This window comes from Microbacterium sp. 20-116 (assembly GCF_041079415.1).
GTDB lineage: Bacteria > Actinomycetota > Actinomycetes > Actinomycetales > Microbacteriaceae > Microbacterium.
This window is the reverse complement of sequence record NZ_JBFYGP010000002.1, coordinates 299,338-317,225: the sequence shown is the minus strand read 5'-3', so window position 1 is coordinate 317,225 and position 17,888 is coordinate 299,338. Positions and strand designations below refer to the sequence as shown.

The 17,888-nt window shown below is 72.0% G+C and carries 20 protein-coding genes; 9 read left to right on the top strand and 11 right to left on the bottom strand.

Annotated features, from left to right (window positions below; all coding sequences use genetic code 11):
- Positions 1-36 precede the first annotated feature (36 nt).
- Positions 37-993: an NAD-dependent epimerase/dehydratase family protein gene (locus AB6V29_RS05545; RefSeq protein ID WP_369357445.1), complete on the top strand. Its 957-nt coding sequence runs from the start codon at positions 37-39 to the stop codon at positions 991-993.
- On the opposite strand, the gene AB6V29_RS05540 is transcribed toward AB6V29_RS05545, so the two are convergent.
- The 5 genes from AB6V29_RS05540 to AB6V29_RS05520 all read right to left on the bottom strand — a co-directional run bounded on the left by AB6V29_RS05540 (position 990) and on the right by AB6V29_RS05520 (position 5,060).
- Positions 990-1,556: a ribonuclease H gene (locus AB6V29_RS05540; RefSeq protein ID WP_369357444.1), complete on the bottom strand. Its 567-nt coding sequence runs from the start codon at positions 1,554-1,556 to the stop codon at positions 990-992. The two genes, AB6V29_RS05545 and AB6V29_RS05540, sit on opposite strands and share 4 nt — an antisense overlap.
- Before the next feature lie 34 nt (positions 1,557-1,590).
- Positions 1,591-2,652, bottom strand: a complete 1,062-nt coding sequence (gnd, locus tag AB6V29_RS05535; RefSeq protein WP_267787821.1) for a phosphogluconate dehydrogenase (NAD(+)-dependent, decarboxylating) — start codon at positions 2,650-2,652, stop codon at positions 1,591-1,593.
- Positions 2,653-2,738: 86 nt separating this feature from the next.
- A complete protein-coding gene (locus tag AB6V29_RS05530) occupies positions 2,739-3,242 on the bottom strand; it encodes a bifunctional nuclease family protein (RefSeq protein ID WP_369357442.1) in 504 nt (167 codons plus the stop codon).
- A gap of 37 nt (positions 3,243-3,279) precedes the next feature.
- The gene (locus AB6V29_RS05525) at positions 3,280-3,900 is read right to left on the bottom strand and encodes a response regulator (protein ID WP_369357440.1); all 621 of its coding nucleotides are present in this window, start codon (positions 3,898-3,900) and stop codon (positions 3,280-3,282) included.
- Positions 3,897-5,060: a sensor histidine kinase gene (locus AB6V29_RS05520; RefSeq protein ID WP_369357438.1), complete on the bottom strand. Its 1,164-nt coding sequence runs from the start codon at positions 5,058-5,060 to the stop codon at positions 3,897-3,899. Before AB6V29_RS05520 ends, AB6V29_RS05525 begins: the two co-directional genes overlap by 4 nt.
- A gap of 146 nt (positions 5,061-5,206) precedes the next feature.
- Between AB6V29_RS05520 and AB6V29_RS05515 the strand changes: the two genes are divergently transcribed.
- Both AB6V29_RS05515 and AB6V29_RS05510 read left to right on the top strand, forming a co-directional pair.
- Positions 5,207-6,268: an ABC transporter permease gene (locus AB6V29_RS05515; protein WP_369357437.1), complete on the top strand. Its 1,062-nt coding sequence runs from the start codon at positions 5,207-5,209 to the stop codon at positions 6,266-6,268.
- A complete protein-coding gene (locus AB6V29_RS05510; protein WP_267787826.1) occupies positions 6,265-6,960 on the top strand; it encodes an ABC transporter ATP-binding protein in 696 nt (231 codons plus the stop codon). Before AB6V29_RS05515 ends, AB6V29_RS05510 begins: the two co-directional genes overlap by 4 nt.
- Here the strand turns inward: AB6V29_RS05510 and AB6V29_RS05505 are convergent.
- The gene (locus AB6V29_RS05505) at positions 6,941-7,303 is read right to left on the bottom strand and encodes a hypothetical protein (protein ID WP_307312934.1); all 363 of its coding nucleotides are present in this window, start codon (positions 7,301-7,303) and stop codon (positions 6,941-6,943) included. The two genes, AB6V29_RS05510 and AB6V29_RS05505, sit on opposite strands and share 20 nt — an antisense overlap.
- Before the next feature lie 230 nt (positions 7,304-7,533).
- Here AB6V29_RS05505 and AB6V29_RS05500 point away from each other — a divergent pair, with 230 nt between their 5' ends.
- Positions 7,534-7,815, top strand: coding sequence for a metal-sensitive transcriptional regulator (locus AB6V29_RS05500; RefSeq protein WP_210073419.1), 282 nt, complete (start codon positions 7,534-7,536; stop codon positions 7,813-7,815).
- 10 nt (positions 7,816-7,825) lie between these two features.
- On the top strand, positions 7,826-8,146 hold the full coding sequence (locus AB6V29_RS05495; RefSeq protein ID WP_210073417.1) for a heavy-metal-associated domain-containing protein: 321 nt from the start codon (positions 7,826-7,828) through the stop codon (positions 8,144-8,146).
- A gap of 61 nt (positions 8,147-8,207) precedes the next feature.
- Here AB6V29_RS05495 and AB6V29_RS05490 read toward each other — a convergent pair whose 3' ends face one another.
- Entirely contained in the window at positions 8,208-8,498 is a 291-nt protein-coding gene (locus AB6V29_RS05490; RefSeq protein ID WP_267787829.1) for a hypothetical protein, read from the bottom strand.
- Positions 8,499-8,597: 99 nt separating this feature from the next.
- Positions 8,598-9,143, bottom strand: coding sequence for a PadR family transcriptional regulator (locus AB6V29_RS05485; protein WP_369357434.1), 546 nt, complete (start codon positions 9,141-9,143; stop codon positions 8,598-8,600).
- Between the two features lie 131 nt (positions 9,144-9,274).
- Between AB6V29_RS05485 and AB6V29_RS05480 the strand changes: the two genes are divergently transcribed.
- Genes AB6V29_RS05480 through cydC form a run of 4 tightly spaced genes read left to right on the top strand, consistent with a single transcriptional unit; the run spans position 9,275 to position 15,138 of the window.
- Positions 9,275-10,714 carry a cytochrome ubiquinol oxidase subunit I gene (locus AB6V29_RS05480; RefSeq protein ID WP_210073411.1) on the top strand — a complete coding sequence of 480 codons (1,440 nt, stop codon included), beginning with the start codon at positions 9,275-9,277 and terminating at the stop codon, positions 10,712-10,714.
- 9 nt (positions 10,715-10,723) lie between these two features.
- The gene (gene cydB, locus AB6V29_RS05475; protein ID WP_210073408.1) at positions 10,724-11,749 is read left to right on the top strand and encodes a cytochrome d ubiquinol oxidase subunit II; all 1,026 of its coding nucleotides are present in this window, start codon (positions 10,724-10,726) and stop codon (positions 11,747-11,749) included.
- 3 nt (positions 11,750-11,752) lie between these two features.
- The gene (gene cydD / locus AB6V29_RS05470) at positions 11,753-13,456 is read left to right on the top strand and encodes a thiol reductant ABC exporter subunit CydD (RefSeq protein WP_369357431.1); all 1,704 of its coding nucleotides are present in this window, start codon (positions 11,753-11,755) and stop codon (positions 13,454-13,456) included.
- Positions 13,453-15,138, top strand: coding sequence for a thiol reductant ABC exporter subunit CydC (gene cydC / locus AB6V29_RS05465; protein ID WP_369357430.1), 1,686 nt, complete (start codon positions 13,453-13,455; stop codon positions 15,136-15,138). Before cydD ends, cydC begins: the two co-directional genes overlap by 4 nt.
- A 1-nt stretch (position 15,139) precedes the next feature.
- On the opposite strand, the gene AB6V29_RS05460 is transcribed toward cydC, so the two are convergent.
- From AB6V29_RS05460 to modA, 3 genes are read right to left on the bottom strand one after another with little or no spacing between them, the layout of a single operon-like run.
- Complete coding sequence (locus AB6V29_RS05460) at positions 15,140-16,183, bottom strand: ATP-binding cassette domain-containing protein (RefSeq protein WP_369357428.1); 1,044 nt, start codon at positions 16,181-16,183, stop codon at positions 15,140-15,142.
- Positions 16,180-16,959, bottom strand: a complete 780-nt coding sequence (modB, locus tag AB6V29_RS05455; RefSeq protein WP_369357427.1) for a molybdate ABC transporter permease subunit — start codon at positions 16,957-16,959, stop codon at positions 16,180-16,182. The genes AB6V29_RS05460 and modB overlap by 4 nt, the downstream gene beginning before the upstream one ends.
- Entirely contained in the window at positions 16,956-17,717 is a 762-nt protein-coding gene (gene modA / locus AB6V29_RS05450; RefSeq protein ID WP_369357426.1) for a molybdate ABC transporter substrate-binding protein, read from the bottom strand. The genes modB and modA overlap by 4 nt, the downstream gene beginning before the upstream one ends.
- Positions 17,718-17,888 lie beyond the last annotated feature (171 nt).

Sequence of the window (17,888 nt, the reverse complement as noted above, 5' to 3'; positions counted from 1 at the left end):
CGCCCCTCCCCCACCTCGGATGGTTGGCTGGCCCGCATGCGACAGCTCCTCATCCTCGGTGGAACCGGATGGCTCGGCCGCGCCGTCGCGGCGCAGGCCCTCGCGCAGGGGGCCGAGGTCACCTGCCTCGCCCGCGGCGAATCCGGCGAGACGGCACCAGGTGCACGACTGATCCGCGCCGACCGCAACGACCCCGACTCCTACGCGCGCGTGCAGCGCGACTGGGACGAGGTGGTCGAGCTCTCGTGGGACCCGGGGTTCGTGGCATCCGCCCTCGACGCCCTCGCCGACCGCGCAGCGCACTGGAGCCTGATCTCGAGCGTCTCGGTGTATGCCCGCTCGGACATCCCCTTCGCCGACGAGTCGGCGGAGCTCGTCGAGCCGAGCGACCTCGAGCAGTACGCGGATGCCAAGGTGCACGCCGAACGACTCACCTCGGCGCGGCTGGGCGACCGGGCACTCCTCGCCCGGGCGGGGCTGATCGTGGGGCCGGGCGACCCCAGCGACCGCTTCGGCTACTGGCCGGCGCGCTTCGCCCGCGGCGGTCGCGTGCTCGCGCCGGAGACCAGCGGTCGCCACGCCCAGGCGATCGACGTGGACGATCTCGCCGCGTGGATCGCGCACGCCGGACGCACGGGTGTCACGGGCCCGATCAACGCGGTCGGCGAAGAACTGCCGCTCGCCGCGGTGCTGGCGGCAGCGCGCGACGCGGCGGCCGTTCCGAGCGAGACGGTCGCCCTCGACGACGAGACCCTGACCGCGCGGGGCGTCGCGTACTGGGCGGGGCCCCGGTCGCTGCCCCTGTGGCTGCCGGAGAGCGCCGGCGGCTTCGCCCGCCGGAGCGACGCCGCGTTCGTGGCATCCGGGGGTCGGCGACGCCCCCTCGCCCAGACCATGCACCGCGCCCTCGACGATGAGCGCCGACGCGGGCTCGACCGCCCCCGGCGCGCGGGTCTCACCCTCGACGAGGAGGCGGAGGTGCTGGCCGTTTAGCGCCCGTTGCGGTCAGCCGCAGAACGCGGAGGCGCCGACGACACCTCGAGCTTGTCGAGACCGCGCAGCGAGGTCCAGATGAGTTCCTCGCCCTTCGCCGCATGCTGCGAGGCGCGCACGGCGCGCTCGTCGGCCCACGAGTTGAGCACGTGACCGGAGTGCCCGCGCACGTGCTCGAGCACGACGTCGGGAAGGCCCGCCGCCCGCCGCGCGTCGCGCGCGGCGATGAGGGCTTCGAGGATGCCCTGGTTGGCGACCGGCTTCTTCGCGCTCGTGACCCAGCCGCGGCGGCGATGGCCGTCCATCCACTTCGAGTAGGTGTCGATGGCGTACTTCGAATCGGCCTGCACCACGAGCTCGCGCACGTCGGCATGGTCGGTGATGGCGTGCAGGAGCCCGAGCAGCTCGCCGATGTTGTTCGTGCCCTCGGGGATCGATCCGGCCGCCCAGTGTCCGTCTTCGCCGACCCAGGCCCACCCGGCAGGCCCGGGGTTGCCCTTGCAGGCGCCGTCGGTGGCGACGACGTAGCGGTCAGCGGGCGACGGGGAATCGGTGCTGCTCATCCCTCTAGTCTCCCCCGGGGCGTCGTCGTAGGGGTCAGTCGCGACCGCTCTCGGCCTTCTTCTGTCCGGCCTCGAGCACATCGCCCGCGGGCAGTTCCTGGTGTCCGCCGAACTGCAGGCGCATCGCCGAGAGCACCTGGTTGGCGAAGTGGTCCTCGCCGCGCGAAGCGAACCGCTCGAACAGCGACGCGGCCAGCACCGGCACCGGCACGCCCGTGTCGACGGCGGCCTTGACGGTCCAGCGTCCCTCGCCCGAGTCCGAGACGCGGCCGGCCAGACCGTCGAGCGTCGGGTTCTGCGCGAGCGCCGCGGCGGTGAGGTCGAGCAACCAGGACGAGATGACCGAGCCTCGGCGCCAGAGCTCGGTGACGCGAGCCGTGTCGATGTCGAACTGGTAGTACTCGGGCTCCTCCAGGGGCGCCACCTCGGCGGAGTGCTCGCCCTGACGCAGGCCCGCGTCGGCGTTGTTCAGCACGTTCAGCCCCTCGGCGAGCGCGGCCATGATGCCGTACTCGATGCCGTTGTGGACCATCTTCACGAAGTGGCCCGAGCCCGACGGACCGCAGTGCAGGTACCCGCGCTCCTCGGTCGTGTAATCGCCGGTGCGGCCGGGCGTGCGCTCGACCTCTCCGGGACCGGGGGCGATGGTGCGCAGCACGGGCTCGAGGTGGGAGACGGCCTCGTCGTGGCCGCCCACCATGAGGCAGTAGCCGCGCTCGAGACCGAAGACGCCGCCGCTCGTGCCCACGTCGACGTAGTGGATGCCGCTCTCGTCGAGCTTCTTCGCACGACGCACGTCGTCGCGGTAGTTCGAGTTGCCGCCGTCGATGATGATGTCGCCCGGCTCGAGCACCTCGGCCACCTCGTCGACGACCGTGCCGGTGAGACCGGCGGGGATCATGAGCCACACGGCGCGGGGCTTGTGCAGCTTCGAAGCCAGGTCAGCGATGCTCGTCGCCCCCGTGGCGCCCTCCGCGACCAGCGACGCCACGGCATCCTGGTTCACGTCGAACACGACGCAGTCGTGACCGTCCTTCATGAGCCTGCGGACGATGTTGGCGCCCATTCGTCCGAGTCCGACCATGGCGAGTTGCATTGGTTCCCCGTTCGTCGTGCATGACGGGCCGCGCCGCGCGGTCCCTCCGCGAGTCTAGGAGCGTCCGGAGGCACCAGGGATCGGTGCTAGCCCTGGAAATCCTCGGGATCGACGCCCTCCAGAAAGCGCCGGAACTCCTCCACCCGGTCTTCGTCCGCGCCCCCGCCGTCGAGCTCGACGGCCTCGTCCGGCACACCGGCCTCTTCGAAGACGGCGTTCGCCACGAGGATCGGAGCATCGGCTCGGGACGCGAGGGCGATGCCGTCCGAGGGACGGGAGTCGAAGGTCCGCGGCCCCGCCGGGGTGTTCACCACCACCCGCGCGTGGAAGGTCCCCTCGTCGAGGTGGGTGATCTCGACGCGATCCACGGAGGCCGACAGTTCACCGAGCATCGCGGTCATGAGGTCGTGCGCGAGAGGACGCGGCGAGCCGGTGCGTTCGATCGCGACGAGGATCGACATGGCCTCCTGCGGCCCGATCCAGACGGGAAGCACCCGGTCGCCGTCCGTCGTGGTGTCGACGGGCTTCAGCAGGATGACGTGCTGCTGCGCCGGATCCAGTGCGACCCCGACGACGTGCACCCGGATCATGCAGCCATCGTACGGGGCGTGCCCGTGGTCCGCGCGTTCAGCGCAGGATGCCGAGACTCCGCGCGGCCGAGACGGCGGCGGTACGCGACGAGACGCCGAGCTTGGAGAACACGTGCGCGAGGTGGGATTTCACCGTCGCGTCGGTGATGTGCAGGCGCGCGGCGACCTCGGCGTTCGTCGCCCCGCGGGCGACGAGTCGCACCACCTCGATCTCGCGCGCCGAGAGGGTCACGCGGGGCTCGCGCAGGCGAGCCAGAAGTCGCCCCGCGATCGCCGGGGCCAGGGCGCTCTGCCCCGCGGCGGCGGCGCGGATGCCGGCGAGCAGTTCGTGGGGCGGGGCGTCCTTCAGCAGGTACCCGCTGGCCCCCGCCTCGACGGCGCCGAGGATGTCGCCGTCGGTGTCGTAGTTCGTCAGGACGAGGACGTACGGCGGGGCGGCGAGAGCACGCACCCGCCGCGTGGCCTCGGCCCCGGCGGCCCGCTCGCCGAACTGCAGGTCCATCAGCACGAGCTCCGGCGCCAGCGATGCCGAGAGAGCGACGGCCTCGTCGGCGTCAGCGGCCTCGCCGACCACTTCGATGTCGGTCTCGGCGTCGAGCAGGGCGCGCACGCCCGCCCGTACGACCGGGTGGTCGTCGGCGATCACCACGCGGATCACGACGCTCCCCCCGGCAGCACCACGGTGATGGTGGATCCGGCGCCCGGCGCGCTGTCCACGTCGAGCACGCCGTCGAGCTGATCGACGCGCTCGCGCATGGCCCGGAGTCCGAAGGAGTCCGTTCCGGATGCCGCGGCCTCGGCGCGACGCACATCGAACCCGGCGCCGTCGTCGGAGATGGTCAGACGCGCCCCGCCCGACTGCGGCACGAGCCGGATGCGCACGCAGCGTGCCCGCGCGTGCTGGGCGACGTTCGCGAGGGCCCCCTGGGCGATGCGCAGCAGGGCCGTCTGGGCGTCCATGGGCAGCGAGAGCACGGCATCCACCTCCACCTCCACGTCGATACCCTCGCGCGCACCCCATCCGCCGGCGAGACGCTCGAGGGCGGAGCCGAGGCCGCGGTCGAGGCTCGGCGGAGCCAGTTCTCGGATGAACCGGCGGGTCTCGGCGAGGCCGTCTGCCGCCGTCTGGCGCGCCAGCCGTACGTGGTCGATGCCAGGACCCTCGGCATCCGCTCTCTCCGCCGCGTGGAGCAGCATCTGGATGCTCGACAGTCCCTGCGCCACGGTGTCGTGCAGCTCGCGGGCCAGGCGCGCTCGTTCGGCGAGGGTCCCCTGCTCGCGCTCGGCGGCGGCGAGCCGGTCGCGCGTGGCGAGAAGCTCGGCCACGAGGGCTTCGCGCTCCGCGGCCCTGCGCTCGAGGGCGTTGTAGCCCAGGCCGATGAGAAGCGCCACACCCGCACCGACGACGGGCCCGACGACGCCGCCCACCGTGAGGCCCCCGTGGACGGCGAAGGCCGCGATCGTGAGGGCGGTCGTGCCCACGACCGCGAGGGGACCCGCTCCCCCCGGGAGCACGTGCAGGTACAGGAAGAACAGCGGGAAGACGAGATACGCGGCCTCGGGGACGAGCCACACCAGCGCCGCCCACACCACCGTGAGCGCCGCCACCCACACGACACCGCGCCGCGATCGCCCCGCGCGGGCGATCCAGAGTCCCGCGAGGTACACCGCGCCCAGCGCTCCGGCGAGCATGAGGGCGAGCACGGACCCGTCCGTCAGCAGCACGCGCGCGACGACGAGAGCGAGCAGTCCGCCGAAGAGAGCGTGCAAGCCCGCGCGCAGCCCCGCGAAGACCGGGGCGAGGGGACGATGGGTCATTTCCCGATCCAGGCTACGGATGCCGGGACCTCGGCGGATCATCCGAAAGGTGGAAGAAGGGTTCGCCCACCCCGCCGATGACGGCCGGAGCGGTCCGGACGAGGGTGGAACGGAGCCGACGAGAGACGCCGGCGGAAGGAGGCGACGTGTACGTCGCATGGCGCGATCTGCGGTTCGCCCGCGGGCGATTCGCCCTCATCGGGGCGGTCGTCGCCCTCATCACGTTGCTCGTCGGGTTCCTCTCCGGGCTCACGGGCGGACTCGCCGCGCAGAACGTCTCGGCCGTTCTCGCCCTGCCCGGGGACCGGCTCGTCCTGCACCCCGTCGGCGGCGCGAGCGCAACGTTCGCCGACTCCACGATCGACGACGACACCGTCTCGGCATGGCGCGCGGCCCCGGGGGTCGATAGCGTCACCGCCGTCGGGATCACGCAGACACGGGCGGAGGGACCCGGAGCCGTCGGCGCCGTCGCCCTGTTCGGCCTCGACGCGGGAACGAGCTTCGGCGCTCCCCACCGCGACGATGAGATCGACCTGTCGGCGGGTGCGGCCAAGAGCCTGGGGGCGATGGTCGGCGACGAGGTCACGGTGGCGGGATCCTCGTACCGCGTCGCCGCGATCGATGGCGACCGGTGGTACAGCCACACCCCCGTGGCCACACTCGACGCGCACGCGTGGGCGACTCTCGATCAGCACCTGGGCGGCACGGGGCAACCGACGCTTCTCGCCGTCACCGGCTCCCCGGCGTGGGACACCGTGGCCGCCGACACCGGGACCACGGCATCCACTCCCCTGTCGAGCCTCACGGCGCTGACGACCTTCCGCTCCGAGATCGGCTCGCTCGCGCTGATGATCGCAATGCTGTTCGGCGTCTCGGCGCTCGTGGTCGGCGCGTTCTTCACGGTCTGGACGATGCAGCGCTCGTCCGACATCGCCGTGCTCAAAGCGCTCGGGGCGAGCACTCCCGCACTCGTGCGCGACGCCCTCGGCCAGGCTCTGGTCGTGCTGGGGCTCGGAGTCGGCATCGGGATCGGACTGACCGCCCTGCTCGGCACCCTCGCCGGCGCAGCGCTGCCCTTCGTCCTGAACCCGCTCACGACCCTCGCCCCCGCGGCGGTCATGGTCGTGCTCGGCCTGCTCGGCGCCGCGGTGTCGCTGCGCACAGTTACCTCCTCCGACCCCCTCACCGCCCTCGGGAGCACCCGATGATCCTTCTCGACGACGTCACCCTCACCTATCCCGACGCAGACGCCCGCGTCACCGCCGTCGACCATGTCACCCTGGAGGGCCGCCCGGGCATCGTGACCGGCATCACCGGCCCCTCGGGTTCGGGCAAGTCGAGCCTTCTGGCCCTGGCCGCCACCCTCGTGCGCCCCGACTCCGGGCGCGTGATCGTCGCGGGGACGGATGCCACCCGGCTCAGCGCCGCGGCGGCGACGGCGCTGCGGCGCCAGAGCATCGGCATCGTGTTCCAGCAGCCGCAGTTGCTCCCGGCCCTCACCGCTCGCGAGCAGCTGCGGGTCATGGCCGAGCTCGGCGGCCCCGACCGGCGCGAACGGCGTGCGCTCGTTCGTTCACGGGTCGACGAGCTGCTCGAGGCCGTCGGTCTCGGCGCTCTGGCCGATCGTCGGCCCGCCCAGCTCTCCGGCGGTCAGCGTCAGCGGGTGGCGATCGCGCGCGCTCTCGTGCACGAGCCGCGGGTACTGCTGGTCGACGAGCCGACGAGCGCTCTCGACACCGCCCGGGGCGGGGAGATCATGGCTCTGCTGTCTCGACTGACGCGGGAACGCGAAACCGCGACGCTGCTCGTGACGCACGACCTCGTGCACCGCGACGCCCTCGACGAGACGGTGGAGATCGTGGACGGGCGCGCGGCGCTCGTCACCACCCGTACGCGTTGAACCACTCGCGACGGCGGTCGGCTTCGGCGCGCGACTCGTCCCCTCGCCACGAGTCGTGGGGTTCGAGCAGACCGCCGTCGTCACGGTTCACGAACGCCCAGCAGACCGGGCATAGCGCCCGGCCGCCGGGGAATCCGTCATCGAGCGTCGGGGCGGGTTCGGCGGGAGTCCCACCCGCGACGCACTCGGGCGGGTCGGCCTGCAGGTCGCTCCAGAGCAGTCGTCCGCCGGTGCGGTGGTGAAGGCCGCGGTGTCCGTCTTCACGGGTGCAGATCTCGCCGTTTCTTCGGCTGAGGCACAGTCTCCGGGCGGCGCCCGGCAGCGCTGCCAGTGTTCGCGTCATCCTTCGATTCTCGCCGCTGCGAGCGCAACGGGGGCAGGTGCGGGATGCGCACGGGGCGGTGGGGGCCGGTGGGGAAGGGATCGGCGGTCATCGCTGACCACCACCGGTGCGACGAGAGAACATGTCGACCTCCTGATGTTCCGACCATCCGCCCGTCGAGCGTGGATTCCGAGGGGGTTGACACGGCGCAAGACGGTGCTAGGCATACCCCATGGGGGTATCATCGGGGTATGCACGGATACGAGGGCCACAAAGACGACCTCCTCAAGCGTCTGCGCCGCGCCGAGGGGCAGGTGCGCGGCATCGCGCGCATGGTCGACGACGACCAGTACTGCATCGACATCCTCACCCAGGTCTCGGCCGTGACCAAGGCGCTCGAGAACGTCGCCCTCTCCCTGCTCGACGACCACCTCTCCCACTGCGTGGCCGAAGCGGCCGCACAGGGCGGCCCCGTCGCCGACGAGAAGCTGAAAGAGGCGAACCAGGCGATCGCTCGCCTGGTCCGCTCGTAAGGAGACGCACATGACCGAACAGCGCATCGACCTCGGCCTCACCTCGGCCCCCGCCGGCGGCTGCGGCGACGGCTGCGGGTGCAAGAGCGCGGCATCCACCCCCGCCGTCGCCTCGGACGAGGCGTCCTCCGTCGTGCTCCGCGTCGAGGGGATGACCTGCGAGCACTGCGTTCGCGCCGTGAGCGAAGAGCTCAACGCGCTCGACGGCGTGGAGGTCGTCGACGTCGACCTGCGTGCGGGCGACGCCTCGCTCGTGCGCATCACGGGTTCAGCCGACGAGGCCGCTCTCACCGCGGCGATCGACGAGGCCGGGTACACCCTGGTCCGGTGACCGGATGCCGCGGGCACGGCGATCCCTCACCCTCGGGAATCCGCTCCGCGTGGCGCGTGCCTCAGAAGACGCGACGCACCAGCGCGTCGACGGCCGCGTGGAACGTGAGGTGCTGCGAGATCTCGACAGCGCGGTCGTAGCGCGGTCCGCCGAGCGCCACGAACACGGCGCCGACGACTTCGACGTATCCGACGATGTACCCCTCGCGGGCGACCTCGTACAGATCGAGATCGACGCGCGTCCAGGGGATCTCGGTGAGGGCGGGCGTAGTCGAGGAGGGGGCCGCTTTCGCCGCGGCGCGAGCCGCGGCCTTCGATGATCCCGGGCGACTGAGGGGTGCTTCCATGACCATGCGACGACTCCTTGGCTCCTCCAGGTCATCCCAGAGTGCGCTGTCCGCCCCCGAACCGCGCGGCCCTTGACGCGACGGCGGATCGCGGATACGTCGGGATCAGCCGACGCTGCGCGCGGGGCGACCGCGGCGTGGGCGCTGCTCCGACAGGTCGAACGGCTCCACCCCCGCGGTGAGCGATTCGACCTCATCGAGCCACCGGAGGTCCGCCTCGAGCCGCGCACGGCGCGCCGCCTGCACGATGGCGGCGGGAACGGCATCCGTCCGCTCCTCCCGCACCTCGGCGAGCGCCGCACGGACCGCTTCGCGCTGGACCGACAGGATGCCGGGCACATCCGCTCCCGGGAGCGTCACCGCGAGGGCGACCTTGAGGGCGACGTCGTCGCGCCCCTCGACCAGCGAGGCACTGCTCAGCCACGCTCGCACCTCGACGCGGCCCTCGACGGTCAGCTCCCACAGCACGCGCGCCTCGTCGTCGAGGCCGGCGCCCTGCACCAGCCCGTCGCGCTCGAGGCGCTCGAGGGTCGTGTACACCTGGCCGACATTGACCCGCGCTCCGGTACGCCGCTCGTACTCGGCCCGCAGCTGGGAGCCGTAGCAGGTGCCGCGGTCGAGGATCGCGAGCAGGCTCAGACGGACGGACACGACGCCTCCTGGCGGGTCAGAAATGACTTGCCGAGTATATCGTTCGACACCGAGGGATCCCCCGACGCGCCGAGGAGGCCCGGCGTAGCATGTGGTCTGACCACACGTTCCGGTTCGATCGGAGGCTCCTCATGGAGTGGCTCGACCCCCTCGCCCTCGCCCGCTGGCAGTTCGGGTTGACGACGCTGTACCACTTCCTCTTCGTGCCTCTGACGCTCGGCATGTCGCTCATCGTGGCGATCTTCCAGACCGCCTGGTATCGGACGGGAGACGTGCGATGGCTTCACATCACGCGCTTCTTCGGGAAGATCTTCCTCATCAACTTCGCCATGGGCGTGGTCACCGGAATCGTCCAGGAATTCCAGTTCGGCATGAACTGGTCGGCGTACTCGCGCTTCGTCGGCGACGTGTTCGGCGCCCCCCTCGCCTTCGAGGGACTGCTCGCCTTCTTCCTCGAGGCGACCTTCATCGGCCTCTGGATCTTCGGCTGGGACAAGCTCCCGCGCCTCGCGCACCTCGCGAGCATCTGGATGGCGTCTATCGGCGCCACCCTGTCGGCCTACTTCATCATCGCCGCAAACGCCTTCATGCAGAACCCGGTCGGTTACCAGATGTCGGCCGACGGCCACCGCGCCGAGCTCGTCGACTTCTGGGCGATGCTCACCAATCCCGTCGCCCTCGCGGCCTTCCCGCACACGATCTTCGCGGGCTGGATGTTCGCCGCGATGGTCGTCGTCGCCGTGTCGGCCTGGCACATGGCACGCGGTCGCAACACCGACATGATGCGCAAGACGCTCCGCTTCGGCCTGTGGTCGACGCTGGTGTCTTTCGTGCTCGTCGCGATCGTGGGCGACCAGCTGAGCCTGGTCATGGTCGCCACGCAGCCGATGAAGATGGCGGCGGCCGAAGCGACCTTCAACACCGTCTGCGGGCAGGATGCCTCGTTCTCGATCTTCACGCTGGGAACGCCCGACGGAACGAGCGAGCTGTTCTCGATCCGCGTGCCCTTCCTGCTCAGCATCCTCTCCACGCACTCGCTCGACGGCTGCGTCGAAGGCATCAACGACCTGAACACCCTCTACAGCCAGCAGATGTTCCCCCAGTTCGCCGACCAGGTCGACGGCAACTTCGCCCCCGTGCTCTGGGTCACCTACTGGGCCTTCCGCTGGATGATCGCGCTCGGCGGGATCGCGGCGCTCGTCAGCGTCGCGGGCCTCTGGGTCACCCGCAAGAAGGCGACCCGTCCGGTCGCCCCGTGGATGTGGCGCGTGGCGATCTGGGCCGCTCCCCTGCCGATGCTCGCGAGCCTCGTCGGGTGGATCTTCACCGAGATGGGCCGTCAGCCCTGGATCGTGTTCGGCCTCATGCTCACGCAGGACGGGGTCTCCCCCAGCGTCCCCGGCTGGAGCGTGCTCATCTCGCTGATCGCCTTCACCCTCGTCTACGCCACCCTCGCCGTCGTGGAGTTCGGCCTCATCGTGAAGTTCGCTCAGAAGGGCCCCGAGCCCCTGCCCGATCCCGACGCCGAGCGAGACGACTCGGTAGAGAACACCCCGACCACGGTCTACTAGGAGCCCCTCATGGATCTCGCATACCTCTGGTTCTGGATCGTCGCCTTCCTCTTCGTCGGTTATTTCGTGCTGGACGGGTTCGACTTCGGCGTCGGCATGTCGATCCCCTTCCTCGGCAAGGACGACATCGCCCGCCGCCAGATCATCAACACGATCGGCCCCGTCTGGGACCTCAACGAGACCTGGGTGATCGTCGCCGGTGCCGCGCTCTTCGCGTCCTTCCCCGAGTGGTACGCGACCCTGTTCAGCGGCTTCTACCTGCCGCTCCTGGCGATCCTGATCGCCCTGATCGCCCGCGGTGTCTCGTTCGAGTACCGCCACCAGCGCGAGTCCCTGAAGTGGAAGCGCACCTTCGACCGCATGATCGTGGCGGGATCGGCCGTCCCCGCCTTCCTCTGGGGCGTCGCCTTCGCGAACATCGTGCAGGGCGTGCCGCTGGATGCCGACCACGAGTACGTCGGCAGCGTGCTCACGCTGCTGAACCCCTACGGCATCCTCGGGGGACTCACCACCCTGACCCTGTTCTTCCTGCACGGGCTCTACTTCGTCGCACTCAAGACGGACGGGCAGGTGCGTGCCGACGCTCGACGTCTCGCAGCACGCGCGGGCCTGGTCACGATCGCCCTGGCCGCGCTCTTCCTCGTCTGGACGATCGCGAACGCCGCGAGCGCTCCGCTGTTCCTCGGCGTGGTCGCCCTCTCGGGCATCGCCGCGCTCGCGCTGATCGGCTCGTGGCTCGCGAACGCCCGCGACCGCGAGGGCACCGCCTTCACCCTCGGCGCCGTGACGATCGTCACCGCCGTCGCCGCGCTGTTCTTCGCGCTGTTCCCGAACGTCATGCCCTCCACGCTCGCGGCGGGCTCGAGCCTCACGATCGACAACGCCTCGAGCACCGACTACACGCTCACGATCATGAGCTGGGCGGCGCTCATCTTCCTCCCGCTGATCCTCGCCTACCAGGGCTGGACCTACTGGGTGTTCCGCAAGCGCGTCACCCGCGCCCGGATCGAGAAGGCCGCGCTCGTCGCCCACTGACCGATGAAACCCGTCGACCCGCGGTTGCTCCGCTACGCCACCGCCTCCCGCGGCTTCTTCGCCGTGACCGCGGCGATCGTGCTCGCGCAGACCGGCGTGACCGTCGGCTTCGCGTGGGCGCTCGCCACAGCGCTCGTCGGCGCGATCCAGGGCCGACCGGTCGGCGAGCTGTGGGGATATATTGGCGTGGCGGCATCGCTCGTGCTCCTGAGGGGCCTGCTGATCGCCGCCTCGGAGCGCACGGCGGCGCGGGGCGCGGCGGCGGCATCGCTGCAGTTGCGGGCAGCGCTCGTGGGCGCGGTCGCACGCCTCGGTCCGGGCTGGCTCGCCCGCCGAAACTCCGCCTCGCTGTCGCTCACCGCCGGCCACGGTCTCGACGCACTCGATGCCTACTTCGGTCGGTATCTGCCGCAGCTCGTGGCCACCGCGATCGCCATGCCGATCCTCATCGGCGCCATCACGCTGGCCGACCCCCTCTCGGGCCTGATCGTGGTGCTGACGATTCCCCTGATCCCGCTGTTCATGGTGCTGATCGGTCTCGCCACCCGTGGCGTCCAGGAACGGCAGTACCGCACCCTCGGCCGCCTCGCCGCACGCTTCGCCGACACCGTCGAGGGCCTCGGCACGCTCAAAGCCTTCGGACGCCAGCACCGCGCGGCACGCTCGATCGAGACGATCACGCGCGACTACAAGCGCGAGACGATGACGGTGCTGCGCGTGTCGTTCCTCTCGGGCTTCGCGCTGGAGTTCCTGGCATCCATCTCGGTCGCCATCGTCGCCGTCACCATCGGCTTCCGTCTGCTCTCGGGTGACCTCACGCTGCTGATCGGGCTCTTCGTGCTGCTGCTGGCGCCCGAGGCGTACCTGCCGCTGCGCCAGGTCGGCGTGCAGTTCCACGCGGCTTCCGAGGGGGTCGCGGCCACCGACGAGATCTTCGACGCCCTCGACGCCGCCCGCTCGGCCGAGACTCCCGAGGGGCAGACTCCGGATGCCGTCACCCCGGCGCTCGGCTCGACGATCGCGCTCGAGGGCGTCAGGGTGCACCGCGAGGGGCACGCTCTCCCCACCGTCTCGCTGTCGGTGGGGCCCGGCGAGGTGGTGCTCGTGAACGGCCCCAGCGGCGTCGGCAAATCGTCTCTGATCGCGGCGCTGCTCGGCTTCGCCGCGCACGACGGCGAGGTGCGGGTCGACGGCGTGGCCGTGCCGCACGCTCGGGACTCGGTGGCCTGGGCGGGACAACGACCCGGGCTCGTCACAGGCACGGTGGCCGAGAACGTCTCGTTCGGCTCCCCGGTCGACTCCGCCCAGGTCGCCGCGGCCCTCGCCGACGCCGGAGCGGCCGAGATCGATCCCGCCATCGCGCTCGGCGCCGGCGGTGCAGGACTCTCGGGTGGGCAGGCGCAGCGCGTCGCGGTCGCGCGGGCGCTATACCGCGCGCGGGTCGGCGGGGTGCCGGCACTCGTCCTCGACGAGCCCTCCAGCGCTCTGGATGCCGACACCGAAGCGCATCTCTGGGCGACCCTGCGCCGCGAGGCCGATGCCGGTCGCGGGGTCCTTCTCGTCTCGCACCGCCGCTCCGCCCGGGCGATCGCGGACCGCGTGGTCGAGCTGACGCCCCCGCGCGAATCTCCGTCGTCCGCCGTTCGCACCGACGAGCGCACGCCCGTGTCGGGCAGCCCACGCGCGGCCCAGGCGGTGCGCTCGTGAACGCCCGGGTGCGCGGCATCCTGAGTTCCGCCCTGCCCTCGCCCCGACGATTCGCACCCGCGGTGCTGTCGGGTGTCGGCACCGCGGCGAGCTCGATCGCGTTGCTCGCGGCGAGCGCTTGGCTCATCGCCCGGGCCGCCGAGCAACCGCTCGTGATGTACCTGTCGATGGCGGTGGTCGGAGTGCGCGCGTTCGCGCTCTCGCGCGGGGTCTTCCGCTACCTCGAGCGCCTCACGGGCCACGACGCCGCTCTGCACCAGCTCGCGGGAGTCCGCGCCGACCTCATGCGCGACCTCGTGCCGCTCGCCCCCGACGGTCTCGCCCGCTCCCGCCGCGGAGGGCTGCTCTCAAGCGTGGTCGACGACGTCGAAGAGCTGCAGAACCTGCCCCTGCGGGTCGTGCTGCCGCTCGCGGTCGCCGCGCTGACCTCTCTCGCCGCCGTGATCTTCGCCGCGTTCGTCTCGTGGCCCGCGGCCGTCGTCCTGCTGGTGTGCCTCGTCGCCGCCTTCGGCCTCGCCGTCGCCGTCGGCTGGGCCGCGGGCGCCCGCGCCGAGCGCTCGATCGCGCCGCTGCGCGCCGCCGTCGCGGACGCGGTGCACGACCTGCTCGCCAATCTCGACGTGCTGACGGCGTACGGAGCCCTGGACGCCGCGACCGAGCGCGTGCGCCGAGCCGACGCCGCACTGCGCCGGGCCGTCGTCCGACGCGGCGGAGCCCAGGGGCTGACCTCGGGCGCGGTGTCGGTGCTGGCCGGCGTCGCCTCCCTCGTCGCCCTTCTCGTCGCCGCCCCCGCTGTCACCGGCGGCGCACTGTCGGGGCCGGGTCTTGCGGTCGTCGTGCTGCTGCCGATGGCGGTGTTCGAGGTCTTCGGCCCGGTCCCCCTCGCCCTCGCCTCGTGGCGGCAGGTGCGGTCGGCCGCGGAGCGCATCGCCGAGGCCGTGCCCGAAGCCACCCCCGACGGCCTCCCCCGCGACGAACCGGCCCCGACCGACAAGGCCCCCGTCCTCGGCGCCGGCCTCGAGCTGAGCGGCATCCGTGCCCACTGGCCGGCGCGCGGTGACGCCGACGGCGATTCCGGGCGCCTCGACGACGTCGTCCTCCGCGTCGGTCCCGGCGAGCGCGTCCTCGTGACCGGCCCGAGCGGCGCCGGCAAGACCACGCTCGCGCACGTGCTCACCCGCTTCCTCGATTACGAGGGGTCGTACCGGCTCGGCGGTCGCGAGGCCCGCGAGATCTCGGGCGACGACCTGCGGCGCACTGTCGGTCTGATCGAGCAGTCGCCGTACCTCTTCGACGAGTCGGTTCGCCAGAACCTGCTGTTCGCGCGCGAGAGTGCGACCGACGAAGACCTGTGGGCGGCGCTCGAGCGCGTCGGGCTCGACGACTGGACGCGAGAGCGTGGGGGGCTCGACGCCGACGTGGGCGAGCGGGGCGGGCTCGTCTCGGGCGGCCAGGCGCAGCGCCTCGCCCTGGCGCGCGCGATCCTGCGCGACTTTCCCGTGCTCGTGCTCGACGAGCCCACCGCGGGCGTCGACCCCGCGGCATCCGACGCCCTCCTTCGCGACCTGCTCGGCGCGGTCGACCGCGATCGCGCGGTGATCCTGGTCTCGCACGTGGACGTGCCCGACGCTCTCGTCGACCGCGAGGTGAGGCTCGAGAACGGACGCGTGGTGGCGGGCTGAATCAGGAGGCGGCGGCGAAACGGACGCGCTCGGCAGCGATGCTCACGAGCACCGTGTCGCCGGGTCGGATCGACGCGGCCTCGGCCGGGGGGACCTCCGCGGCTCCGTGATCGGTGACCACCCGGACGCCGGTCGGGGTCGGCTCGAGGTGCGACACGAGAGCCGGAGTCCCCTCCCCGAGACGCACGGCCGACGCGGGGAAGACGGCGGCCAGTGCCATACCTTCGGTCCGCGCGAGGGCGAGGGATGTGGCATCCGTCGACTCCAGCCGCAGCTGACCGCGCACGAACGCGCCGCCTCGAGCCACGCCCTCGAGGCGCTCGAGTCCCGCGATCCGCGCCGCCACGTCGGTGGCGGGGACCGAGAGCACCTCGCGCACGGGCCCTTCCTGCGTCACCCGTCCGCGCTCCACGATCACGAGCCGGTCGGCGAGAGCGGCGGCATCGATCGCGTCGTGCGTGACGGCGACGGTGGTCACCCCCGCGAGACGCTCGAGCAGCATCGCGCGGATCTCCGAAGCCGTGACCGCGTCGAGGGCCACGAGCGGTTCGTCCAGCAGCACGACCCGGGGTTCGGCGGCGAGCGCCCGGGCCACGGCCACGCGCTGCTGCTCCCCGCCCGACAACCGCGCGGGGCGACGATCACCCGTTCCCGGGAGCCCCACGCGGTCCAGCCATTCATCGGCGAGGGAGCGAGCGACGGATGCCGGGACCCCGGCCGAGCGCGGACCGAAGGCGACGTTCTCGCGCGCGGTGAGGTGCGGGAAAAGCCGGGCCTCCTGACCGAGCAGCACGATCCCGCGCTCCATCGGGGCCGTGCGCAGCCGCGGTGCGCGATCGAGCACCCGGCCGTCGACGGAGATCTCGCCCTCGTCGAGCGGGGTCAGCCCGGCGAGGGCCCCGAGCAGCGTGGACTTGCCCGCGCCGCTGCGCCCCATCACGGCCACCGTCTCGCCCGGGGCGAGGTCGAGCGCGATGTCGACGACGAAGTCTCGGCGGCGCACGGCGATGCGGGCGCGGAGCTCCGCGGCACCCGGGATCGTCATCTACCCACCCCCGGCCGCCATCCGCGCACCAGCAGCAGCACCGCGACGGCGGTGATCAACAGCAGGAGAGACAGCGCCACCGCGGTGCCCTGCGAGACGCCCGCGCCGTTGAACGCCGTGTAGATCGCGAGCGGCATGGTCTGCGTCACGCCCGGGCGGTTGCCGGCGAACAGCGCGGTCGCCCCGAACTCCCCGATCGCGCGGGCGAAGCACAGCACGACCCCGGCGACGATGCCGGGGGCCGCGAGCGGGAGCGTGATGCGGCGCAGGATCGTCGCCCGACTTGCGCCGAGAGAAGCGGCGGCACGCTCGAACTCGACGCCGGTGCTGCGCAGCGCCCCCTCGACCGCGAGCACGAGGAACGGCAGGGCGACGAACACCTGCGCCAGCACGACGGCGGGGGTGGTGAACGGCAGTCCGAGGAAACCGAACCAGCCGTTGCGCCCGAACAGGTACAGCAGGGCGACGCCGCCGACCATCGGCGGCAGCACGAGCGGCACGGTCACCAGGGCCCGCAGCACGGCTGCCGTGCGGGCGGGGCTGCGCGCGATGAGCAGCGCGAGCGGGATGCCGACGACCGCGCACACCGCGGTGGCCGCGGCCCCCGTGATCAGCGACAGGGCGAGAGCCGAGAGGGCGGCGTCGGAGGTGACGTCGCTCCACAGCGTCGCCCACTGCACGCGCGACACGAGTGCGGTCAGCGGGACGAGGAGGAAGAGCAAGCCGGCCACCGCCGGAACGATCAACCAGCGGGGGACGTAGCCCGTCTCTCTCACGGGGCGCGGAACCCGGCGTCGGCGAGCACGCGCTGCCCGTCCTCGCCGAGGACGAACGCCACGAAGGCCGCAGCGGCGTCGGGATTCGGCGCATCGGTCAGCGCGGCGATCGGGTACCGGTTGACGACCGCGTCGGCACCGGCGGGAACGATGGTCTCGACGTCGTCGCGACCGTTGACGTCGGTGGCGTAGACGAGGCCCGCATCGGCTTCGGACGCCGCGACCTTGGTCAGCACCGCGGTGACGTTCTGCTCGGAGCTGGCAGGGGTCACGCTCACACCCGCGTTCGACAGCAGGGTCGCCGAGGCAGCGCCGCACGGCACCTCCGGGGCGCACAGCACCGTCGTGACGCGGGCGAGGTCCGCGAGGGTGGCCACGCCGCCCGGGTTTCCCTTCGGCACGGCGATCACGAGCGTGTTGCCGGCGAAGAGCTGAGGGGCGGGGGCCTGCGTCTTCACCTTCGCCATGTTCTTCTCGTCGGCCGAGGCGAAGACGTCAGCCGGAGCGCCTTCGCCGATCTGCGTCGCGAGGGTGCTCGATCCGTCGTAGACCGCGTTGACGGTGACTCCGGGGTGGGCCGACTCGAACGCCGAGGCGATCTCGGCGAACGAGCGCTGCAGCGAGGCCGCGGCGTACACCTCGACGGTCCCCGAGAGGGAGTCCTCGGATGCCGCGGGGGCGGTCACCGCGCCCGCGCAGCCCGAGGCGAGCACGGCGACGGCACCGAGAACGGCGAAGAAGCGGAGACTGCGGCGCATGAGAAGTCCTTTCGGCGACGCCGACGGCTCGCTCTGCCCTCAGTATTCCGCATCTGCGGACTCCGGGACGCGCTGGACCCGTTTCCACGGATTCCTACGCCGAGCACCCGTGCGCCGAACTCCGGAGAAATCGGCTCTCGAGCCCCACGATCGCCCCACCGAGCTATCTCG

What these genes read in the sequence shown, in the direction of transcription:
- AB6V29_RS05545 (WP_369357445.1), top strand. Translation starts at nt 37, where the DNA reads ATGCGACAGCTCCTCATCCTCGGTGGAACCGGATGGCTCGGCCGCGCC.
- AB6V29_RS05540 (WP_369357444.1), bottom strand. Translation starts at nt 1,556, where the DNA reads ATGAGCAGCACCGATTCCCCGTCGCCCGCTGACCGCTACGTCGTCGCC.
- gnd (WP_267787821.1), bottom strand. Translation starts at nt 2,652, where the DNA reads ATGCAACTCGCCATGGTCGGACTCGGACGAATGGGCGCCAACATCGTC.
- AB6V29_RS05530 (WP_369357442.1), bottom strand. Translation starts at nt 3,242, where the DNA reads ATGATCCGGGTGCACGTCGTCGGGGTCGCACTGGATCCGGCGCAGCAG.
- AB6V29_RS05520 (WP_369357438.1), bottom strand. Translation starts at nt 5,060, where the DNA reads ATGACCCATCGTCCCCTCGCCCCGGTCTTCGCGGGGCTGCGCGCGGGC.
- AB6V29_RS05510 (WP_267787826.1), top strand. Translation starts at nt 6,265, where the DNA reads ATGATCCTTCTCGACGACGTCACCCTCACCTATCCCGACGCAGACGCC.
- AB6V29_RS05505 (WP_307312934.1), bottom strand. Translation starts at nt 7,303, where the DNA reads ATGACGCGAACACTGGCAGCGCTGCCGGGCGCCGCCCGGAGACTGTGC.
- AB6V29_RS05500 (WP_210073419.1), top strand. Translation starts at nt 7,534, where the DNA reads ATGCACGGATACGAGGGCCACAAAGACGACCTCCTCAAGCGTCTGCGC.
- AB6V29_RS05495 (WP_210073417.1), top strand. Translation starts at nt 7,826, where the DNA reads ATGACCGAACAGCGCATCGACCTCGGCCTCACCTCGGCCCCCGCCGGC.
- AB6V29_RS05490 (WP_267787829.1), bottom strand. Translation starts at nt 8,498, where the DNA reads ATGGTCATGGAAGCACCCCTCAGTCGCCCGGGATCATCGAAGGCCGCG.
- AB6V29_RS05480 (WP_210073411.1), top strand. Translation starts at nt 9,275, where the DNA reads ATGGAGTGGCTCGACCCCCTCGCCCTCGCCCGCTGGCAGTTCGGGTTG.
- cydB (WP_210073408.1), top strand. Translation starts at nt 10,724, where the DNA reads ATGGATCTCGCATACCTCTGGTTCTGGATCGTCGCCTTCCTCTTCGTC.
- cydD (WP_369357431.1), top strand. Translation starts at nt 11,753, where the DNA reads ATGAAACCCGTCGACCCGCGGTTGCTCCGCTACGCCACCGCCTCCCGC.
- AB6V29_RS05460 (WP_369357428.1), bottom strand. Translation starts at nt 16,183, where the DNA reads ATGACGATCCCGGGTGCCGCGGAGCTCCGCGCCCGCATCGCCGTGCGC.
- modA (WP_369357426.1), bottom strand. Translation starts at nt 17,717, where the DNA reads ATGCGCCGCAGTCTCCGCTTCTTCGCCGTTCTCGGTGCCGTCGCCGTG.